At 61.2% G+C, this 15,925-nt stretch carries 12 protein-coding genes, 1 tRNA gene and 2 rRNA genes; 9 read left to right on the top strand and 6 right to left on the bottom strand.

Features of this window, described 5'->3' with window-relative positions:
• Nucleotides 1–113: 113 nt before the first annotated feature.
• A complete protein-coding gene (gene egtD, locus KR541_RS00140; RefSeq protein WP_204383518.1) occupies nucleotides 114–1,127 on the bottom strand; it encodes an L-histidine N(alpha)-methyltransferase in 1,014 nt (337 codons plus the stop codon).
• Nucleotides 1,111–2,337, bottom strand: a complete 1,227-nt coding sequence (egtB, locus tag KR541_RS00135; RefSeq protein WP_089488000.1) for an ergothioneine biosynthesis protein EgtB — start codon at nucleotides 2,335–2,337, stop codon at nucleotides 1,111–1,113. Before egtB ends, egtD begins: the two co-directional genes overlap by 17 nt.
• Before the next feature lie 579 nt (nucleotides 2,338–2,916).
• Between egtB and KR541_RS00130 the strand changes: the two genes are divergently transcribed.
• Nucleotides 2,917–3,393, top strand: a complete 477-nt coding sequence (locus tag KR541_RS00130) for a carboxymuconolactone decarboxylase family protein (protein WP_011544480.1) — start codon at nucleotides 2,917–2,919, stop codon at nucleotides 3,391–3,393.
• Nucleotides 3,393–4,274, top strand: a complete 882-nt coding sequence (locus KR541_RS00125) for a sigma-70 family RNA polymerase sigma factor (protein ID WP_089488067.1) — start codon at nucleotides 3,393–3,395, stop codon at nucleotides 4,272–4,274. The genes KR541_RS00130 and KR541_RS00125 overlap by 1 nt, the downstream gene beginning before the upstream one ends.
• A 90-nt stretch (nucleotides 4,275–4,364) precedes the next feature.
• On the opposite strand, the gene KR541_RS00120 is transcribed toward KR541_RS00125, so the two are convergent.
• Both KR541_RS00120 and KR541_RS00115 read right to left on the bottom strand, forming a co-directional pair.
• Complete coding sequence (locus KR541_RS00120) at nucleotides 4,365–4,880, bottom strand: DUF2628 domain-containing protein (RefSeq protein WP_050015720.1); 516 nt, start codon at nucleotides 4,878–4,880, stop codon at nucleotides 4,365–4,367.
• 320 nt (nucleotides 4,881–5,200) lie between these two features.
• Nucleotides 5,201–5,277, bottom strand: a tRNA-Val gene (locus KR541_RS00115).
• A gap of 590 nt (nucleotides 5,278–5,867) precedes the next feature.
• On the opposite strand from KR541_RS00115, the gene KR541_RS00110 reads away from it, so the two are divergent.
• The 3 genes from KR541_RS00110 to KR541_RS00100 all read left to right on the top strand — a co-directional run bounded on the left by KR541_RS00110 (nucleotide 5,868) and on the right by KR541_RS00100 (nucleotide 6,931).
• Complete coding sequence (locus KR541_RS00110; RefSeq protein ID WP_124631948.1) at nucleotides 5,868–6,128, top strand: hypothetical protein; 261 nt, start codon at nucleotides 5,868–5,870, stop codon at nucleotides 6,126–6,128.
• A 31-nt stretch (nucleotides 6,129–6,159) separates the two neighbouring features.
• Complete coding sequence (locus tag KR541_RS00105) at nucleotides 6,160–6,480, top strand: hypothetical protein (RefSeq protein WP_089488066.1); 321 nt, start codon at nucleotides 6,160–6,162, stop codon at nucleotides 6,478–6,480.
• Nucleotides 6,481–6,613: 133 nt separating this feature from the next.
• A complete protein-coding gene (locus KR541_RS00100; protein WP_124631947.1) occupies nucleotides 6,614–6,931 on the top strand; it encodes a hypothetical protein in 318 nt (105 codons plus the stop codon).
• A 489-nt stretch (nucleotides 6,932–7,420) separates the two neighbouring features.
• Here the strand turns inward: KR541_RS00100 and KR541_RS00095 are convergent, their stop codons facing one another.
• Both KR541_RS00095 and KR541_RS00090 read right to left on the bottom strand, forming a co-directional pair.
• Nucleotides 7,421–8,179, bottom strand: a complete 759-nt coding sequence (locus tag KR541_RS00095; RefSeq protein ID WP_216089302.1) for an anti-sigma factor family protein — start codon at nucleotides 8,177–8,179, stop codon at nucleotides 7,421–7,423.
• A complete protein-coding gene (locus KR541_RS00090) occupies nucleotides 8,176–8,697 on the bottom strand; it encodes a sigma-70 family RNA polymerase sigma factor (protein ID WP_204383515.1) in 522 nt (173 codons plus the stop codon). The genes KR541_RS00095 and KR541_RS00090 overlap by 4 nt, the downstream gene beginning before the upstream one ends.
• A gap of 158 nt (nucleotides 8,698–8,855) precedes the next feature.
• On the opposite strand from KR541_RS00090, the gene KR541_RS00085 reads away from it, so the two are divergent.
• The 4 genes from KR541_RS00085 to KR541_RS00070 all read left to right on the top strand — a co-directional run bounded on the left by KR541_RS00085 (nucleotide 8,856) and on the right by KR541_RS00070 (nucleotide 15,854).
• On the top strand, nucleotides 8,856–9,941 hold the full coding sequence (locus KR541_RS00085; RefSeq protein ID WP_216089301.1) for a catalase family peroxidase: 1,086 nt from the start codon (nucleotides 8,856–8,858) through the stop codon (nucleotides 9,939–9,941).
• Nucleotides 9,941–10,471, top strand: coding sequence for a cytochrome b (locus tag KR541_RS00080; RefSeq protein ID WP_172843425.1), 531 nt, complete (start codon nucleotides 9,941–9,943; stop codon nucleotides 10,469–10,471). Before KR541_RS00085 ends, KR541_RS00080 begins: the two co-directional genes overlap by 1 nt.
• A 572-nt stretch (nucleotides 10,472–11,043) precedes the next feature.
• Nucleotides 11,044–12,576, top strand: a 16S ribosomal RNA gene (locus KR541_RS00075).
• 397 nt (nucleotides 12,577–12,973) lie between these two features.
• Nucleotides 12,974–15,854, top strand: a 23S ribosomal RNA gene (locus KR541_RS00070).
• The 16S and 23S rRNA genes sit together here, the layout of an rRNA operon.
• The last annotated feature ends 71 nt before the right edge of the window (nucleotides 15,855–15,925 follow it).

Genomic DNA, 15,925 nt, shown 5'->3' with positions numbered 1-15,925 from the left:
TCGGTAAAAAGGGAATTTTCAGCACGAAACCGGCGATCGGATCGAACCCGCCGGTGTGCACGGGAAGCGAACCGCCCTTACCCCGCGGCGCGGGCGGCTCGCAACGGCGCGCGTTACGCGCGGATATCGTCGACGCTGCGCAGCCAGTGCACGCTGAACAGGTTGTCCGCATCGGTCCACACGGTATCGGGTGCGAACCCGGCGCGGCGCGCGATCGCGTGGAAGCCGTCGATCGTGAACTTGTGCGAGTTCTCCGTGTGGATGCGCTCGCCGGCTTCGAAGCGGAACACGTGGCCGCGCACGTGCACGGTCTGCGCGACGTCGCTGACCAGATGCATCTCGATGCGCTGGCGCTCGCGGTCGTAGAACGCGCAATGCGAGAACGCGTCGACGTCGAAATCCGCGCCGAGCTCCGCGTTTGCGCGCACCAGCAGGTTCAGGTTGAACTGCGCGGTCACGCCCTGCGCGTCGTTGTACGCGTGATGCAGCGTGCGCTCGTCCTTCACGAGGTCGGCCCCCACCAGCAGGCCGCCGCCGCGCAGCAGCCGTGCGGCGTCACGCAGGAACGTGTCGGCCTCTTCCGGCGAGAAGTTGCCGATCGTCGAGCCGGGAAAGAAGCCGATGCGTCGCCGCGGCGTTTCGGTCAGCCTGGCCAGTTGCTCGGCCTTCGTGTAGTCGGCAGCGAGCGGCGCGACGTCGAGCCACGGATAGGCCGCACGCAGCCGCGCGGCCGCACCGTGCAGGTAATCGGCGGAGATGTCGACCGGCACGTAGCGCGCCGGCGCGTTCGCGTAGTTGTCCGCGAACGCGTCGAGCAGCACGCGGATCTTCTCGAGCGAACCCGCGCCGAATTCGACGATGTCCGCATGCGGGCCGACGCGCCGCACGATCTCGGCCGCGCGATCGCGCAGGATGCCGAGCTCGGTGCGCGTCGGGTAGTACTCCGGCAGTTCGCAGATGCGGTCGAACAGCGCGGAGCCGGCCGCATCGTAGAAGTATTTCGGCGGGATGCTGCGCGGCGTGCGCGACAGTCCGTCGATCAGGTCGCGCTCGAACGCGCTCGGCCGCGAATCGCGGGCGGGTTGCAGGCCACCGCTCGTGGCCGTCAGGTCAGACGTCTCGCGCAAGTCGCACCCCCGTGAATTGCCAGCGTGCCGCCGGCGGAAAGAAATTGCGGTACGTCGGCCGTTCGTGCCCGGGCGGCGTCGCGATGCTGCTGCCGCGCAGGACCTGCTGGCCGACCATGAACTTGCCGTTGTATTCGGCCGCGACCCCGGCGAGCGGCCGAAAGCCCGGATAGGGCTCGTAGGACGAACGCGTCCACTGCCAGACGTGCCCGAGCATTTGCCGGATCCCGTCGGCCGCGAACGCGGTTTCCCATTCGAATTCGGTCGGCAGCCGCGCGCCGGCCCATTCTGCATACGCGGCGGCCTCGTAGAAGCTCACGTGACACACTGGCGCGTCGGGCGCGAGCGGTTCGACGCCGTGCAGGCCGAAGGTGCGCCGCACGCGCGTGGCGGCTGCATCGTCGTCGTCCGGGATCCAGTACGCGGGCCCTTGCCACCCTTCCCGCTGCACCGTGGCCCAGCCGTCGGACAGCCAGAACTCGGGGCGCGTATAGCCGCCGTCGGCGACGAACGCCGCGAATTCCGCATTCGTCACCAGGCGGTTCGCGATCTCGTACGGCCGCACGAGTGCGGTGTGGCGCGGCCGTTCGTTGTCGAACGAGAACGTATCGCCGTCGTGCCCGATCTCGACGAGCCCGCCCGGCTGAGGCAGCCAGCGCAGCGGGCCGGCATCGCCCGCGGCGAGCGCGTGTTCCGCCTCGGCGCCGGTACGCGGCCGGAACGCCGGCTTCAACGGGTTGCACGAGAACGCATGCAGCATGTCGGTGACGATCAGTTCCTGATGCTGCTGCTCGTGATGCAGGCCGAGCACGAGCTCCGGCGCGATCGCGTCGAGCAGCGCCGCATCGGCGCCGGCCAGCGCGCGCAGCATCGCGTCGTCGACGTATTGCCGGTATGCATGCACGTCGTCGAGCGACGGACGCGTGAGCAGCCCGCGCTGCGGCCGCGGATGGCGCGGGCCGAGCGCTTCGTAATAGGAATTGAAGAGGAACTGGAACGCGTCGTCGAACGGCGCGTAGCCAGGCACGCGGCGCATCAGCACGACGGTTTCGAAGAACCAGGTCGTATGCGCGAGATGCCATTTCGTCGGACTCGCGTCGGGCATCGACTGCACGGCCTGGTCTTCGGGGGACAGCGTCGCGGTTAACGCGACGCTATGGGCGCGCACGTCCTGGTAACGGCGCTGAAGTTGTGATGCAAGAAGGCTCATCGGTTTACCGTTCACGTCGCGATTCGCTGCGTTGCGTTGCCGGAAAAGGGAAAGCCTTGCGCTGGGATGCGCGCGGCTGACGGGCGATTTGCTGCTGCGTCGTCGGGCAGCCGGCGCGCGCGCCGGGCCGCGAATGCGGCTTCACTTCATCTGCCCGTGCAGAACAGTATGGTCCAGAAATGTGAACGTCGCGAATCGGATTTCGGATGAAACGAAGACGAAAGAAAAATGAAAGCATACGTGAGGTGGGCGTCGCGCGTTTCAGGAACGGCCGATGCCTGTCGTGACGGGGTTCGGCCGACGGAGGCAACCCGCGTGCCCGCGGCTGCGCCCTACTGACGTCCGGTGACAACCGCTCGGCATGCGTGAAAGGTCGATGGCGCGCGTGCGCCCGAGGCGCGGCGTCAGGCAGCCGATTCGTCAGTCGATATCGCGACCTTCCGGGTGCCCGGCTCTACGGCTCCACCCTTTGCGTGCCGTCGCTTTCTTCTTCGGCCGCAAAAATTTTTGCATCGATGTCACACGCGCGGGGTGCTCGCTCGTCATATCGGCGGAACCCACACGAAAGGAGAAGGAACCATGACTGCGAAACTCAATCCGTTTGCCGCCGCCCCCGCGTTGATGAAGAGCTGGATGACCGTGTCGGTCGCCGCTGCCGGGAGCCTCGAGCCGACGCTGATCGAGCTGGTCAAGATCCGCGCGTCGCAGATCAACGCGTGCGCGAACTGCCTTAACATGCACACCGTCGAGGCGCGCGAGCAAGGCGAGACCGAGCAGCGCATCTACCTGCTGTCCGCGTGGCGCGAAGCGCCCTGCTACACCGACCGCGAGCGCGCGGCGCTCGGCTGGACCGAGGCGCTCACGCGGCTGTCGGAGGGCCACGCGGCGCACGAAGCCGCCTATGCGGCGCTGAACGACCATTTCAGCGAGGAGGAACAGGTGAAACTCACGGTGATGATCAACGTGATCAACGGTTGGAACCGGCTCGCCGTCGGTTTCGGGCTATGGGTCGACCCGGCCGACGCGAAGGCCGCCGCCGCGAAGATGGTGGCCTGATGCCGAGCCTCGACCCGGTCGGCAGCCACGCCGACGAACGGGCCGACGCGGCGGCGAGCTTCGATCCGCTGCGTCGCACGCTGATCCGCGTCGCGTACCGAATGCTCGGTTCCGTCGCGGATGCCGAGGACATGGTGCAGGAGGCGTTCATCCGCTGGATGGACGTCGACCGTACCGAGGTGCGCGTGCCCGAGGCGTTCCTGCGCCGCATGGTGATGCGCATGTGCCTCGACCAGTTGAAGTCCGCGCGGCACCAGCGCGAGACCTATATCGGCCCGTGGCTGCCCGAGCCGGTCGTCGAGGAAGACGAACCGGACGACGTCACGCTGCCGCTGCTGCTCGCGCTCGAACGGCTGTCGCCGCTCGAACGCGCGGCGTTCCTGCTGCACGACGTGTTCGGCCTCGAATTCGACGAAGTGGCCACGACGATCCAGCGCGACCCGGCCGCCTGCCGGCAGCTCGCCGCGCGGGCCCGCACGCACGTGCGCGAGGCGCGACCGCGTTTTCATGTCGAAAAGCAGCGCGGGATCGAACTGGCCGAAGCGTTCTTCGCGGCGTCACGCAGCGGCGACATGCGTGCGCTCGGCGCGCTGCTCGCCGAGGACGTGAGCCTGCATTCGGACGGCGGCGGCAAGCGGCCCGCGGCCGGCAAGCCGGTGTTCGGCTTCGAGCGGGTGATGCGGGTGCACGCATACCTGGCCGAGCTGTTCGCGACGCATGCGTCGAAGCTCGTGCGGGCCGGGTTCATCAACGGGCTGCCGGGTTTCGTCACGCTGGAAGCCGACGGCGAGCTGCAGACGACGGCACTCGAGATCGACGACGGAAAGATCGTCGCGATTTATGTCGTGCGGAATCCTGACAAATTGAAGCATCTGCATTGAGCGCGGCGCGAGCATGCGCCGTATGCGATGTGCCCGCCGGCGCCGCCCTCTTCTTTTTGCCCTGCGTTTTCCAATCGCCGGATATCGCGATCAGTACGTCGCGCCTCCGACGTTGCCGATCATGTACAACAGCACGCCGAGCAGCGGCGTCGCGACGGCGAAACCCGCCGCCGCCAGCCAGTTCGTGCCGCCTTGCGCCTCGAGCAGCGCGAGAAACGATTCGCGAGACGTCGCGTGCGGGCGCAGTTTTTCGATCTGGCGTTCGACGTATCGCTTGTAGAGGCTGTTCCCGCACCAGCCGAGCGAGACCGCGATCCCGATGGTGATCGGGTCGAGCGTGCTCGATTCGAAGTATGTCGGGAAGTACAGCAACTCGAGCAGCGTGATGCCGAGCGTGGCGGCAAGCACGGCGGCCGCCTGCCAGTACATGCATCGGTACGCCATCCAGGCCGGGCCCAGGAAGCACGCGGCCCAGTTCCACGATTGCCGGCTCTTGCGCGAGTCGGCGATCGCCCATTTTCGTTCGTACCAGGCGGCCTTCTTGCCGACGTAAGCGGCGATTTCGTCGTTGCTTGCCGATGATGCGGCGGTCGTGGCCTCGGACATGATCGTGTGCTCTCAGTCGCGCGGATCGCGCGTCGTTGTTTTGATGTGGTGGAAGTCGGATGACGGGCGAAGCCGCCGCGTCGATGCGCACACGATTCTACGCGCCGTGCAGCGGCAGTTGTGTGGCGGATCGGATGGTTCGTGACGATGCGATGCCGGGCCGTGTATCGCGCAACACATCGGGGCTTCATGCGTTGTTTTGCGTTGTTTCGGACCGGAAAAGAAAAACGCCACGCGAGGTTGCCGCGTGGCGTTTGTATGTTGGCGAGCCGCGTTGCCTGTAGGCAAGTTGTGCTGCCGGACCCCTTCATTTTGTTCGTTGGTAGGCTCGATTGGATTCGAACCAACGACCCCCACCATGTCAAGGTGGTGCTCTAACCAACTGAGCTACGAGCCTAAGAAGCCGCGAATTATAGAGAGGGTTTTGGGGCAGCACAAGCCCCTTCGTGAAAATTTTTTGAAAGGGGCCGCGCATGCGTGCCGACGATCGATGTCGTGCAGCGATGCTGCGGACGCGGGCTTCGTCTCCACGCATCACAGCAAAACGCGTCGATGTGCTGTGGTGTTATCCACATTGCCCTCTGGATAACCGTCCGGGAAGTCTCTGGATTCACAGTGGAACGATTGAGGATATGTCGGCGCGGCTGTGAATCGACGAAAAGTTGTTCTGTGCTGCCGGACGCTGTTCACGTCGCGCACCCAGGGTTATGCATTTCGGTTCGCGTTGAAAATTCAGTGCGTTACGGAGGTTATCCACTGTGGGGCACAGAGCTTGTTAACTATCACTACGTATATATACGAACCCTGTTAACACCTTTGGATAAGCACAGTCCGTTGACTGTGATCCGCTCAGGATATGCACTGCGTGCAGCGAGCTGACAAACGAAACGGAACGCTGTGAAGCGCGTCGATCGGTGCGCGAGTCTTCATGTCTGTAGAATCGCCGGCATCCAGAATGCAAACGCCCGACGAACGGGTTCGCGGCCAATGACCCATGCTTCGTCGACCCATCTCCAGGCGCTCGATATCGACACCGTCGTACGCCGGATGCAGCACCATCCGGGCGACATCGTGTTGGAGCGACGCGTATCGATACCGGAAGCCGAGGTCCTGTGTTGCCGCTACAACGGCGAGCGATTCAACGTGAAGTTCGATCTCGACTACGAGGTGTCTGTTGATCGTGTCGGCATGCTGTCCGGCGAGGACGTCGCGAAGATCGTTGGATGGCTCACGAAGGAGGCAAGGTGATCACAGCGGGTGACACTGGACGATGCGCGCGATGAAGGCGCCCGTCGACGAGATGCTGGCGACGGACATTGCCGGCCACATTGCGGTCGTCGTGACCGACATGGCGGCTGCGGTCGAGGGGCTGATCCGGTTGGGCTTCGCTCGCCAATCCGATCGGTGGGAACGCGCGATCGCAGACGATACCGATCGCCAGGCGCTCGTCGCCGCGCTTATCGATCTCGATGCGTTGTTTCCCGCAGGCCGCGACTGGAGCCCGCAGGCACTCGTCGAGTATTACCGGGAGATCGGCGTCGTTCGAAGCGGGTACCGTTCGGTTGCATGGCGCGGGCCGACGCAATTCGTCATCGGATGACGTCGAACGACATGACGAAACCGAAGTAGGACCCGGGCGACACCCGTGCTTCAGGAACCATGACACGGGATGGAACATCCGCCTGCGCGGGCGATTGTTATCGGAAGACAGGCGGTGAAATTCGGAGAAGACGATGAGCACATCGAATTTCGGCACGATCGACCGGTGTTCGGTCACGCTCAACACCGCGACGCTGCTCGGCCTGAAAACTGCCTACGAAGACTTTGCCGCGACCGGGCAGGACCTGCGCAGCTTCGAGATCTGTATCACGGATAAAAGGGCATCCACGGTGGATCCCGGACCAGACGATGATGTCATCACCATCACGTTCGTGGCGAAGCTGATTCCGGGCATGCGCGGGCTGGGCAACGCAAACCGGCTCGGAAAGTCGATCCACTACGTCATCGCGCCGGAAACCGGCGAGATTCTCGGGATAGTCGGGACGAAGTGACCGGAAGCGCGAGCGGCGGTGTGTGGATAACCGGCGCACGATCCAGTTGAAACCCTGTGCACCGGACCGGTGAGCATTCCGGTTTCGATGGTCCTGTCGGTCTGAATGCCCGACCTGACAAGGCTTTGCCGACAATGAAAGAGGGCAGCGAACAAATCGCGCGACGTCCGGAAGTCGAATGCCTTGTGGATATCGACGCCCAAAACAACCCGAAACGCTGTGCACGTCAAAGGTGAGCGAACCGACCGAAGGCGACCTGCGGGACCAGCAGGAGATATGTGGATATCCGGTTCCGCGGCGACTCGAAACCCTGTGATTTTAAAGGTGAGGGCGCCGGCGCGGTGTCGATGTGAATAACTGCCGAGGAAAGTCAGTCGAAACGCTGTGCATTCGAGCGGTGAGCATGCGCCCGTTCAAGCCCGCCAAGCCGCCCCACAAAAGGCGCTGACGGCCACGACCAACCGCCAGCCGGGCGCGCATCCTACCGCTTCAAGTCTGCTGATCGAGCGCCTGCACGACTGCTTTCTCGCCAAGACTCCCCGCCGGTCCCACCACCGCATAGTTGAGCCCGTTCACCGATCCATACCGCGCGAGCAGCGCGCCATCCACGCGTTGCCCGTTCGGCAGCAGCCGATGTCCCGATTCCGCCGGCCGGAGATAGAAGCTCAGCGTCCGTCCCGCCTCATCCTCATAGAGCACCATCGCAGCAGTCGCCCCGCTGTCCGTCGTGAACAACCGCCCACCGACCGGCCTGAACCCCGCCGCGCTCAAATCCGGCAGCTTCGCCGATGCGCCCACGCCTTTGGTGAGCCATCCCTGCAAATCGCCCGCACCGGTCGGCCGGTAATCGACCTTGGCCGTCCGATCGACCACCATCATCTGGTAAGCCTTGACCGCATCGCTCATCGGCGCGATAGGCGGCGCCGCGTTCCACCCGCGAGCCTGCCAGCCGCCGAACGTCCCGAGCCCAACACAGAATACGAACGAAGCCGCCATCGCGAACCGCATCCGGAAGCGCTCGGCCCGCCGGCCGCGAATCGCCGCCGGATCCAGCGCGGGGTTCTCGGCCGGCATTCGCACGCTCTCCAGCGCGGCCCGCAACCGCTGCGCGTCCTGTTGCCATTGCTTCACCTGTTCCGCGCGCGCCGGATGCAGCGCGAGATAGCGCTCGACCGCGGCGCGCGCATCGTCGTCGAGCTGGCCGTCGACATAGGCCTGAAGGTCATGTTCGTTCGGAGGCGTGTTCATTTTTTCATCAACCGCAAGGAAGGAGCGGGAAGTTCACCGTCGCTGAGTTGGCGCAGCGCCTGGCGCGCGCGGGAGAGCCGCGACATCACGGTGCCGATCGGCACGTCGAGCAGGTCGGCGACCTCCTGATAGGTGAAGCCCTCGACCGCGACGAGCAGCAGCAGGCTGCGCTGTTCGTCCGAGAGCCGGCCGAACGCTTCGAGCGTCGCGCGCGCCGCGAATTCGCGTTCGGCGGACGGCCAGTGCGCTTCGTCGTCGTTGCCGATGCGGCCGAGCAGCCACGCGTAGCGCTTCGCGCTGCGTTTGCCATCGAGAAATTGCCGGTACAGGATCGTGAAGAGCCAGCTGCGCAGCGATGCGTCGTCGCGACGGCTCGTCCAGCGCGACAACGCGCGCTCGAGCGTCGACTGGACGAGATCGTCGGCTGCATGGACGTCGCGCGCCAGCCAGAGCGCGAAGCGTCGCAGCCTGGGGATGAGTTCGCGCAATGCTTCGTCGTCGAGGGCGGTGGAGGGCATGGCTGGGCCGGTTGCCGAAAGGGTCGTGGATGCCGCGTAGGACGCCGGCCGGCATCGGTTATTCCCTCCAGCATACGAAAAAATTCTTCGTGGAATAAAGCGGCGTGGGCGGCGTCCTACACGCGTTCGACAATGATCTGACGATCGGGAGTGCATTCATGAAGCAATCTTCTTCTTCGCCGCAGCGCGAGCCTGGGCGCGGGTGGTGGCGCTGGGCCGTGATCGGCGGCGCGGTGGCCGGCGTGGCCGCGGCGTTCGGGTATGCCGGCGGATGGCTCGCGCCGGCGCGTCTGACCCCGCACCGGCTCGTCGACGCGCTGCAGACCAACAGCGGCATCCATCCCGGCTACCGGCGCAATCACGCGAAGGGCGTGTGCGTGACCGGCTATTTCGAAGGCAACGGCGCCGCGAGCGCGTATTCGGTCGCGCCGTTCTTCAAGGCGGTGCGCACGCCGGTGGTCGGGCGCTTCGCGTTGCCGGGCGGGAATCCTTATGCGCCGGACAGCAGCGTGCCGATCCGCAGCCTCGCGCTGAAGCTCACCGCGCCGGACGGCGAGCAATGGCGGATCGGGATGAACGCGATGCCGGTGTTTCCGGTGGCGACGCCGCAGGCGTTCTACGAGCAGACGCTCGCGACCCGGCCCGATCCGAAGACGGGCAAGCCCGATCCGGCGAAGGTGAAGGCGTTCTTCGGCGCGCATCCGGAAGCCGGCGCGTTCCTGCAATGGGTGAAGGGTGCGAAGCCGAGCGCGAGCTACGTCACCGAAAGCTATTACGGGCTGAACGCGTTCTACTTCGTCGATGCGGCCGGCAAGCGCCAGGCGGTGCGGTGGCGCGTCGTGCCGGAGCAGACGGCGGGCGCCGGCGACGTCGCGACGGCCGCGGATCCGAACGTGCTGCAACAGGACGTGACGCAGCGCATCGCGGCCGGCCCGCAGAAGTGGAAGTTGCTGGTCACGCTGGCGGAGCCCGGCGACCCGGTGGACGACGCGACGAAGGTCTGGCCCGCGCAGCGCACGACGATCGATGCGGGCACGCTCGTGCTCGATCGCGTGGAGGCGCAGGACAGCGGCCCGTGCCGCGACGTGAATTACGACCCGACCGTGCTGCCGCAGGGGATTCAGGTGTCGGGCGATCCGTTGCTGGCGGCGCGTTCGGCCGCGTATGCGGATTCGTATCTGCGGCGCACGAGTGAAGAGGCCGGCGTGGCAGGCGTGGCGCGAGTGAGTGGGGAGGGACGGTGATGAAGGCTTCGACGACGTTTAGTTTGCCGGCGCGGGTGCTGCACTGGGTGATGGCCGCGATGATTCTCGCGATGCTGTTCATCGGAGTGGGGATGGTGGCATCGGTTTCCGGGCGGCACGAGATCCTGGTGGCGATTCACAAGCCGCTGGGCGTGGCCGTGCTGGTGCTGGTGTGCGTGCGGATCGTGGTGCGGATGCTGTCGAAGCCGCCGGCGTTGCCCGACGATCTGCCGTGGTGGCAGAAGGTGGCCGCGCACGGGTCGCATCTCGTGCTGTATGCGCTGATGGTGGCGATGCCGCTGATCGGCTGGGCGATGCTGTCCGCGGGCGGGTATCCGGTGACGTTGGGTGGCGGCGTGCAACTGCCGGCGCTAGTGTCGGCCGATCCGGTGACGTTCGCGTGGCTTCGGGTCGCGCATCGCGTGCTGGCCTATCTCTTCTTCCTGACGTTCCTCGCGCACTTTGCGGCGGCGCTGTATCACGGGCTGATTCGGCGGGACGGCGTGGTGAGGGCGATGGTCGGGCGGTAATTGACGGAAGGTTGCGTTCGATACGGTGGGGCTGTTCAAGGGCGACCTGCGCCTGCCGTGTCGTCTTATATATGAGCACTGGGAAGTGCTCGGCGGTCCCCGCCATAGTACGTCAAAAATATTTCACAAAAGGGGTTGCGGAGACCGGGGCGGATGCATAGAATCACGCCTCTTTCGCGCTAACGGAAACGCGCGCGGGGGAAGAAGAGGGAAGCGGTGCTGTTGAAGTCGGTTTTATCGATTCCAGTGCACGCGAAATTAAACCGCAGTCGTCGCAACGAAGTAGTTAAAAAAGTTGTTGACGGATTTAAAAAAACGGTTGATAATCTCGCTTCTCTGCTGCTGAAAACGCAGCGCTGCCGGGAAACACGAAGTTCCTCGCAGAATGCTCTTTAAAAATTAACAGCCGATAAGTGTGGGCGCTTGATGAAAGCGAGCTGATCCTCGGATCAGATAGCGAAAGTATCAAGAGTCTCACACTAAAGTAAGTCAGGTTTATGAAGTGATTCATATTCCTGTCAGCTTTGAGTGAGCGACCGGTTCTTAACCGAACCGAAAACAGTAACAGGTTTGAACTGAAGAGTTTGATCCTGGCTCAGATTGAACGCTGGCGGCATGCCTTACACATGCAAGTCGAACGGCAGCACGGGTGCTTGCACCTGGTGGCGAGTGGCGAACGGGTGAGTAATACATCGGAACATGTCCTGTAGTGGGGGATAGCCCGGCGAAAGCCGGATTAATACCGCATACGATCTACGGATGAAAGCGGGGGACCTTCGGGCCTCGCGCTATAGGGTTGGCCGATGGCTGATTAGCTAGTTGGTGGGGTAAAGGCCTACCAAGGCGACGATCAGTAGCTGGTCTGAGAGGACGACCAGCCACACTGGGACTGAGACACGGCCCAGACTCCTACGGGAGGCAGCAGTGGGGAATTTTGGACAATGGGCGAAAGCCTGATCCAGCAATGCCGCGTGTGTGAAGAAGGCCTTCGGGTTGTAAAGCACTTTTGTCCGGAAAGAAATCCTTGGCTCTAATACAGTCGGGGGATGACGGTACCGGAAGAATAAGCACCGGCTAACTACGTGCCAGCAGCCGCGGTAATACGTAGGGTGCGAGCGTTAATCGGAATTACTGGGCGTAAAGCGTGCGCAGGCGGTTTGCTAAGACCGATGTGAAATCCCCGGGCTCAACCTGGGAACTGCATTGGTGACTGGCAGGCTAGAGTATGGCAGAGGGGGGTAGAATTCCACGTGTAGCAGTGAAATGCGTAGAGATGTGGAGGAATACCGATGGCGAAGGCAGCCCCCTGGGCCAATACTGACGCTCATGCACGAAAGCGTGGGGAGCAAACAGGATTAGATACCCTGGTAGTCCACGCCCTAAACGATGTCAACTAGTTGTTGGGGATTCATTTCCTTAGTAACGTAGCTAACGCGTGAAGTTGACCGCCTGGGGAGTACGGTCGCAAGATTAAAACTCAAAGGAATTGACGGGGACCCGCACAAGCGGTGGATGATGTGGATTAATTCGATGCAACGCGAAAAACCTTACCTACCCTTGACATGGTCGGAATCCTGCCGAGAGGTGGGAGTGCTCGAAAGAGAACCGGCGCACAGGTGCTGCATGGCTGTCGTCAGCTCGTGTCGTGAGATGTTGGGTTAAGTCCCGCAACGAGCGCAACCCTTGTCCTTAGTTGCTACGCAAGAGCACTCTAAGGAGACTGCCGGTGACAAACCGGAGGAAGGTGGGGATGACGTCAAGTCCTCATGGCCCTTATGGGTAGGGCTTCACACGTCATACAATGGTCGGAACAGAGGGTTGCCAACCCGCGAGGGGGAGCTAATCCCAGAAAACCGATCGTAGTCCGGATTGCACTCTGCAACTCGAGTGCATGAAGCTGGAATCGCTAGTAATCGCGGATCAGCATGCCGCGGTGAATACGTTCCCGGGTCTTGTACACACCGCCCGTCACACCATGGGAGTGGGTTTTACCAGAAGTGGCTAGTCTAACCGCAAGGAGGACGGTCACCACGGTAGGATTCATGACTGGGGTGAAGTCGTAACAAGGTAGCCGTATCGGAAGGTGCGGCTGGATCACCTCCTTTCCAGAGCTTCTCGCAAAGTTGAGCGCTCACGCTTATCGGCTGTTGATAAAGACAGAAAAGACTGTCTGTTAGCGGTTTAATCGGTTATAATGCCGGCCGCTTTCGATAATCATCAATGACAAACATTCGAATGAAGTTTGGTTCGAGTTTTTCTCATTGGCGATTGAGCCAGTCAGAGCGGTACGTAGTACGTATCGGCTGTCGTTCTTTAACAATCTGGAAGAAGTAAGTAATTTGGATAGCGGAAGCGTCTCGAGATGGACGTGGAAGTTATCCGGGTTGTGATTGTATCGATGTATCTCAAGATGATTCGAACTCCATGTTCGACTTAAATTGGAATACGGCACAACGCGAGAACTCAACCTGTAGCGGCTGTCGAGAGACAGACTCGTTATAGGGTCAAGCGAACAAGTGCATGTGGTGGATGCCTTGGCGATCACAGGCGATGAAGGACGCGGTAGCCTGCGAAAAGCTACGGGGAGCTGGCAAACGAGCTTTGATCCGTAGATGTCCGAATGGGGAAACCCGGCCCTTTTGGGTCATCCTGGACTGAATACATAGGTCCAGTGAAGCGAACGCGGTGAACTGAAACATCTAAGTAACCGCAGGAAAAGAAATCAACCGAGATTCCCAAAGTAGTGGCGAGCGAAATGGGATGAGCCTTGCACTCTTTATTTGTATTGTTAGCCGAACGCTCTGGAAAGTGCGGCCATAGCAGGTGATAGCCCTGTAGGCGAAAACAGTATGAAAGAACTAGGTGTGCGACAAGTAGGGCGGGACACGTGAAATCCTGTCTGAAGATGGGGGGACCATCCTCCAAGGCTAAATACTCGTGATCGACCGATAGTGAACCAGTACCGTGAGGGAAAGGCGAAAAGAACCCCGGGAGGGGAGTGAAATAGATCCTGAAACCGCATGCATACAAACAGTCGGAGCCTCGCAAGGGGTGACGGCGTACCTTTTGTATAATGGGTCAGCGACTTACGTTCAGTAGCAAGCTTAACCGTATAGGGCAGGCGTAGCGAAAGCGAGTCCGAATAGGGCGTTCAGTTGCTGGGCGTAGACCCGAAACCAGGTGATCTATCCATGGCCAGGATGAAGGTGCGGTAACACGTACTGGAGGTCCGAACCCACTAACGTTGAAAAGTTAGGGGATGAGCTGTGGATAGGGGTGAAAGGCTAAACAAACCTGGAAATAGCTGGTTCTCTCCGAAAACTATTTAGGTAGTGCCTCGTGTCTCACCTTCGGGGGTAGAGCACTGTCATGGTTGGGGGGTCTATTGCAGATTACCCCGCCATAGCAAACTCCGAATACCGAAGAGTGCAATCACGGGAGACAGACATCGGGTGCTAACGTCCGGTGTCAAGAGGGAAACAACCCAGACCGCCAGCTAAGGTCCCCAAATATAGCTAAGTGGGAAACGAAGTGGGAAGGCTAAAACAGTCAGGAGGTTGGCTTAGAAGCAGCCACCCTTTAAAGAAAGCGTAATAGCTCACTGATCGAGTCGTCCTGCGCGGAAGATGTAACGGGGCTAAGCTATATACCGAAGCTGCGGATGCGAGCTTGCTCGCATGGTAGGAGAGCGTTCCGTAAGCCTGCGAAGGTGCCTTGTAAAGGGTGCTGGAGGTATCGGAAGTGCGAATGCTGACATGAGTAGCGATAAAGGGGGTGAAAGGCCCCCTCGCCGTAAGCCCAAGGTTTCCTACGCAACGTTCATCGGCGTAGGGTGAGTCGGCCCCTAAGGCGAGGCAGAAATGCGTAGCTGATGGGAAGCAGGTCAATATTCCTGCACCATTGTTAGATGCGATGGGGGGACGGATCGCGGAAGGTTGTCCGGGTGTTGGAAGTCCCGGTCGCTGCATTGGAGAAGGCGCTTAGGCAAATCCGGGCGCGCAATTCAAGGGTGTGGCGCGAGCTCCTTAGGGAGCGAAGCAATTGGAAGTGGTTCCAAGAAAAGCCTCTAAGCTTCAGTCTAACGATGACCGTACCGCAAACCGACACAGGTGGGCGAGATGAGTATTCTAAGGCGCTTGAGAGAACTCGGGAGAAGGAACTCGGCAAATTGGTACCGTAACTTCGGGATAAGGTACGCCCTTGTAGCTTGACTGGCCTGCGCCAGGAGGGTGAAGGGGTTGCAATAAACTGGTGGCTGCGACTGTTTAATAAAAACACAGCACTCTGCAAACACGAAAGTGGACGTATAGGGTGTGACGCCTGCCCGGTGCCGGAAGATTAAATGATGGGGTGCAAGCTCTTGATTGAAGTCCCGGTAAACGGCGGCCGTAACTATAACGGTCCTAAGGTAGCGAAATTCCTTGTCGGGTAAGTTCCGACCTGCACGAATGGCGTAACGATGGCCACACTGTCTCCTCCCGAGACTCAGCGAAGTTGAAGTGTTTGTGATGATGCAATCTACCCGCGGCTAGACGGAAAGACCCCATGAACCTTTACTGTAGCTTTGCATTGGACTTTGAACCGATCTGTGTAGGATAGGTGGGAGGCTATGAAACCGGAACGCTAGTTTCGGTGGAGCCGTCCTTGAAATACCACCCTGGTTTGTTTGAGGTTCTAACCTTGGCCCGTGATCCGGGTCGGGGACAGTGCATGGTAGGCAGTTTGACTGGGGCGGTCTCCTCCCAAAGCGTAACGGAGGAGTACGAAGGTACGCTAGGTACGGTCGGAAATCGTGCTGATAGTGCAATGGCATAAGCGTGCTTAACTGCGAGACCGACAAGTCGAGCAGGTGCGAAAGCAGGTCATAGTGATCCGGTGGTTCTGTATGGAAGGGCCATCGCTCAACGGATAAAAGGTACTCTGGGGATAACAGGCTGATACCGCCCAAGAGTTCATATCGACGGCGGTGTTTGGCACCTCGATGTCGGCTCATCTCATCCTGGGGCTGTAGCCGGTCCCAAGGGTATGGCTGTTCGCCATTTAAAGAGGTACGTGAGCTGGGTTTAAAACGTCGTGAGACAGTTTGGTCCCTATCTGCCGTGGGCGTTGGATATTTGAAGGGGGCTGCTCCTAGTACGAGAGGACCGGAGTGGACGAACCTCTGGTGTACCGGTTGTCACGCCAGTGGCATCGCCGGGTAGCTATGTTCGGAAGAGATAACCGCTGAAAGCATCTAAGCGGGAAACTCGCCTTAAGATGAGATATCCCTGGGGACTAGATCCCCTTGAAGGGTCGTTCGAGACCAGGACGTTGATAGGTCAGGTGTGTAAGCGCAGTAATGCGTTCAGCTAACTGATACTAATTGCCCGTAAGGCTTGATCCTATAACAAGTCTGCCTTGTAGATCGGCGCCGTGCACAAGCACTGGCCGCGATCCAAAGCGACAAGTTGGATT

It is taken from the genome of Burkholderia sola (assembly GCF_905400185.1).
GTDB lineage: Bacteria > Pseudomonadota > Gammaproteobacteria > Burkholderiales > Burkholderiaceae > Burkholderia > Burkholderia sola.
Note: the sequence above shows the minus strand (reverse complement) of the source record. Positions and strands in the feature narration are given on the sequence as shown.